This is a genomic window from Streptomyces kebangsaanensis (assembly GCF_001906585.1).
In the GTDB taxonomy this organism is placed as follows: Bacteria; Actinomycetota; Actinomycetes; order Streptomycetales; family Streptomycetaceae; genus Streptomyces; species Streptomyces kebangsaanensis.
This window is the reverse complement of the sequence record NZ_JUJA01000136.1, coordinates 19,213-23,645: the sequence shown is the minus strand read 5'-3', so window position 1 is coordinate 23,645 and position 4,433 is coordinate 19,213. Positions and strand designations below refer to the sequence as shown.

At 73.1% G+C, this 4,433-nt stretch carries 5 protein-coding genes; 4 read left to right on the top strand and 1 reads right to left on the bottom strand.

Going from position 1 to position 4,433, the window contains the following annotated elements; translation table 11 throughout:
- On the top strand, window positions 1-106 hold a 106-nt coding region (locus tag RH94_RS43915), incomplete at its 5' end, for a cupin domain-containing protein (protein ID WP_234425894.1).
- Between the two features lie 17 nt (window positions 107-123).
- Here the strand turns inward: RH94_RS43915 and RH94_RS19510 are convergent.
- The gene (locus tag RH94_RS19510; RefSeq protein WP_073948826.1) at window positions 124-1,155 is read right to left on the bottom strand and encodes a LacI family DNA-binding transcriptional regulator; all 1,032 of its coding nucleotides are present in this window, start codon (window positions 1,153-1,155) and stop codon (window positions 124-126) included.
- A 192-nt stretch (window positions 1,156-1,347) separates the two neighbouring features.
- Between RH94_RS19510 and RH94_RS19505 the strand changes: the two genes are divergently transcribed.
- The 3 genes from RH94_RS19505 to RH94_RS19495 all read left to right on the top strand — a co-directional run bounded on the left by RH94_RS19505 (window position 1,348) and on the right by RH94_RS19495 (window position 4,415).
- On the top strand, window positions 1,348-2,514 hold the full coding sequence (locus RH94_RS19505) for a phytanoyl-CoA dioxygenase family protein (RefSeq protein WP_073948825.1): 1,167 nt from the start codon (window positions 1,348-1,350) through the stop codon (window positions 2,512-2,514).
- Window positions 2,515-2,529: 15 nt separating this feature from the next.
- Entirely contained in the window at window positions 2,530-3,330 is an 801-nt protein-coding gene (locus tag RH94_RS19500; protein ID WP_073948824.1) for an SDR family oxidoreductase, read from the top strand.
- An 80-nt stretch (window positions 3,331-3,410) separates the two neighbouring features.
- Window positions 3,411-4,415, top strand: coding sequence for a Gfo/Idh/MocA family protein (locus RH94_RS19495; protein ID WP_073948823.1), 1,005 nt, complete (start codon window positions 3,411-3,413; stop codon window positions 4,413-4,415).
- The last annotated feature ends 18 nt before the right edge of the window (window positions 4,416-4,433 follow it).

Here is a 4,433-nt window from a genome sequence, read left to right as displayed (position 1 = left end):
GACCCTGGAGGTCGGTCCCGGCGACATGGCGGTGCTGCGCGAGGGCGACCGTACGACGTGGACGGTGCACGAGACACTGCGCAAGGTGTACGCGATCAACCTGTAGGCACCGTCGGCGAAAGGTCAACCCGCCACTCCGGCCGGCATGTTGTACGGGGTCACCACCTGGATCGCCGACGGCAGCGTCGGTCCGGCGGGCGGCAGGGCGCCGTGGGCGCGCATCACCAGACGGCACGCCTCCCGCATGTCCTGGCGCAGGTCGTGGTGGAGCACGGCGGACAGGCGGTGCTCGCGCAGCAGGCGGGTGTTGTCCTGGTCGAGGTCGTGCGCGATGAACACCGCGCACTCACGGCCCAGGTCCTGGAACGCCCGCAGGGTGGCGATGTTGCCGCCGCCGATCGAGTAGACCGCGCGGATCTCCGGATCGCGTTCGAGGGCGGCCCGGACCAGCTCGTACTGCGTGGCATCCAGGCCCTGCCCCTCGGCGATCTCCACCAGCGTCCGCCGCGGACGGTGGGCCCGCATGGCGCCGCGGAAGCCCATCTCGCGCTCCTCCTCGTTGCGGAAGAAGCCGCTGCTGAGGCTGGTGAGCACGTTGCCGGGCCGGTCGCCCAGCCACTGGCCCATCAGGTACGCGGCCGTGGCGCCCGCCGCCCGGTTGTCGCTGCCGACGTAGGCGAGGCGGGCGCTGGCGGGCAGGTCGGTGACCAGGGTGACGACCGGGATGCCGGCCGCCACCAGCCGGCCGACGGCCGCCGTGACCTCGGGGACGTCCGGGGCCTTGAGGATCACGCCCTGCGAGCCGCGCCGCGCGATCCGGTCCAGGACGGCGACCTGCTCGCGCACCGGGCCGGTCTCGCGGAAGTGGAAGCGGGAGCGCACCACGGCCGGGTGCAGCGAGGGCAGTTCGGCCTCCAGGGCGGCCCGTACGGCGCTGCTGAACCGCTCGGGCGCCTGCATCACGATGTCGACCATGAACGTGCGGCCCACCAGCCGGACCTGGGTGCGCTGCCGGTCGAGGTCGGCGATGGCCCGGCGCACCTCCTGCGCGGTGCTCTCCCGCACCCCGCCGCGGCCGTTGAGCACCCGGTCGACGGTGGCCTCGCTCAGCCCGGCCTGACGTGCGATCTCGCGGATCGGGAAGGGATGGCCCACACGCGCTCCTTGAGGGGTTTTTGATGGCTCGCTGCTGGTTGAGTGATGGCTTTGTACTGACAACAATGACAGGACCGACCAGGACCGTACAGCCTCGTGGCCTCGCGACGGAGTCCGCCGACGACCGTTCCGTGGCCCAGCCGCCCGACGGCCATTCCGTGGCCGAGTCGCCCGACGACCGAAAGGACGACGATGTCCTCCGCCCCCGCACACCGCCGTTCCTGGCTGTCCGAGCAGGACTGCGACCTCGACTCCTTCCGCGCGCTCGTCGAGCGCGACACCGATCTCGCCGACCATCCGCACGCCTCCTCGGTGGAGCGGAACGTCCTCGTCTACGACGCCGGACGGCTGCGCGGGGCCGGCGACCGCCGGGCCGTGCAGGCCGAGCTGGCCCGCGCCCTGGCGGACGGCCCCGGCATCGTGGTGTTCCGCGGCGCCTTCCCCGACACCGCGGTGGTCGACCGGGCCACGGCCGTCTTCCACGCACTGATCGCCGAGCAGCGCGCCTCGGGCGCCACCGCCGGGGACCACTTCGCCAAGCCGGGCGCCAACGACCGGGTGTGGAACGCCCTGGAGAAGGCGGCCCTGCACGATCCGGAGACGTTCGCCGACTACTACGCCAACGACGTCCTGGCGCTGGTCGGCGAGGCCTGGCTCGGCCCCGGCTACCAGGTCACCTCGCAGATCAACGTGGTCAACCCGGGCGGCGCGGCCCAGACCGTGCACCGCGACTACCACCTCGGCTTCCTCACCAACGAGGTCGCCGCCGCCTACCCGGCGCACGTCCACCGCCTCTCCCCCGCCCTGACCCTCCAGGGCGCGGTCGCGCACTGCGACATGCCGCTGGAGTCCGGGCCGACGATGTACCTGCCGCACTCGCAGCGCTACGAGCCGGGCTACCTGGCCTGGCGACTGCCCGCGTTCCAGGAGTACTTCGAGGCCCACCACGTGCAACTGCCGCTGGCCAAGGGCGACGCCGTCTTCTTCAACCCGGCGCTCTTCCACGCCGCCGGCACGAACCGGTCGGCGGACATCCGGCGCATGGCCAACCTGCTCCAGGTCTCCTCCGCCTTCGGACGCGCGATGGAGACCGTGGACCGCGAGGCCGTGGCGAACGCGGTCTTCCCGGTGCTGCTCAAGCGCAGGGCCGAGGGCGCGGACGACGCGTGGCTGGACCGTGTGGTCGCCGCGAGCGCCGAGGGCTACCCCTTCCCCACCAACCTCGACGACGACCCGCCGGTCGACGGTCTGGCCCCGCCCTCCCAGGCGGATCTCGTACGGCGGGCGGTGCGCGAGGAGTGGACGCCGGACGCCCTCCGCGACGAACTGCGGGCCGGCGCCGAACGGCGCGAGAGCTGAAGGCCGGGGAATCTCATGCGACTTCTCGAGGGACAGCCCGGCGGGCTGCTTCAGGACAAGGTCGTGCTGGTCAACGGCGGCAGCCAGGGCGTGGGGGCCGCGGTCGCGCGGGCCGCCGTCCGCGAGGGCGCCGTGGTGGCCGTGACGGGCCGGCGGCCGGAGCCGGGCGAGGCCCTGGTGGCGGAGCTGACGGCCGCCGGGGGCAGGGCGACGTTCGTACGGGCCGACCTCGCCGACGCCGAGCAGGCCAAGGGCTCGGTGGCCGAGGTGGTCTCCGTGTACGGCCGTGTCGACTGCCTGGTGAACTCCGCCGGGCTCACCTCGCGCGGCACGCTGCTGGACACCACCCCCGAACTGTTCGACGCGCACGTCGCGATCAACCTCAAGGGACCGTTCTTCGCGATGCAGGCGGCGGTGGCGGACATGGTGGCCCGCAAGGCACCCGGCACGATCGTCAACATCATCACCTCCTCGGCGCACGGCGGACAGCCCTTCCTGGCGCCCTACGTCGCCGCCAAGGCCGGACTGATCGGGCTGACCCGCAACGCCGCGCACGCCCACCGCTTCGACCGGATCCGGATCAACGGCCTGAACATCGGCTGGACCGCGACCGAGGGCGAGGACGCCACCCAGCGCGCCTTCCACGGCGCCGGCGACGACTGGCGGGAGCAGGCCGCGGCACGGCTGCCGATGGGCAGGCTCGGCCGGCCGGACGAGATCGCCGACTTCGTCGTCCTCCTGCTGTCCGAGCGGTCGGGGGTGGTCACCGGTTCGGTGATCGACTGGGACCAGAACGTGCTCGGCGGACTGGACTGAGCACGAGGGAGCCGGCCCGTTCCAGGGCCCTCCCGCAGCAACGGACAGCAGGCACCCACACACAAGGAGCAGCGGAGCACATGCGCATCGGAATCCTCGGCCTCGGCCGTATCGGCGCCTTCCACGCCGAGACCCTGTCCAAGCTCGACGCGGTCGAGTCGCTGGTCGTCGCCGACCCGTTCGCGGACGCCGCCAGGGCGGCCGCCGAGCGGTTCGGGGCCCAGGTGGCCGACTCGCCCAAGGCGGTCCTGACCGCCGGGGTGGACGGCATCGTCGTGGCCGCCGCGACCGACGCCCACCCGGCGCTGATCCTCGCCGCCGTGGAGGCGGGTGTGCCCGTCTTCTGCGAGAAGCCGGTGGCCCGCACCATGGCGGAGGGCGTGGAGGTCCTCAAGGCGGTCCAGGCCGGCGACGTACCGGTGCAGATCGGCTACAACCGCCGCTTCGACGCCGGCTTCGTCGCCGCCCGCGCCGCCGTCCGGGCCGGTGAGCTGGGCGCGCTGCACACCGTACGGTCGACCACGCTCGACCCGGCCCCGCCGCCGGCCGCGTACGTCGCCGCCTCCGGGGGCATCTTCCGGGACTGCTCGGTGCACGACTTCGACATCATCCGCTGGGTGACCGGGCGGGAGGTGACCGAGGTGTACGCCGTCGGCGGCAACCGGGGCGCCGGCTACATCGCGGAGGCCGGCGACGCCGACACCACCGGCGCCGTCCTCACCCTGGACGACGGCACGATCGCGGTGGTGTCCAACAGCCGTCACAACGCCCGCGGTTACGACGTCCGCATGGAGCTGCACGGCTTCGAGGACTCCATCGCGGTCGGCCTGGACGACAAGCTGCCGCTGCGCTCGGTCGAGCCGGGCGTGACCTTCCCGGCCGGCACCCCGCACGACTTCTTCATGGACCGCTTCACCGACGCCTACCGCGCCGAACTCACCGCCTTCACCGAGGTCGTGGCCGGACGCCTGCCCTCGCCGTGCACGGTCGCGGACGCCCTGGAGGCCGGGTGGATCGCGGAGGCGTGCACGCTGTCGCTGCGGGAGCACCGGCCGGTGCGCGTCGAGGAGGTCCGGATCGACTGACCCCGGGAGCGGGGCGGG

Excerpts from the sequence above, each read along its gene's own strand:
- RH94_RS19505 (WP_073948825.1), top strand. The coding sequence starts at position 1,348 with ATGTCCTCCGCCCCCGCACACCGCCGTTCCTGGCTGTCCGAGCAGGAC.
- RH94_RS19500 (WP_073948824.1), top strand. The coding sequence starts at position 2,530 with ATGCGACTTCTCGAGGGACAGCCCGGCGGGCTGCTTCAGGACAAGGTC.
- RH94_RS19495 (WP_073948823.1), top strand. The coding sequence starts at position 3,411 with ATGCGCATCGGAATCCTCGGCCTCGGCCGTATCGGCGCCTTCCACGCC.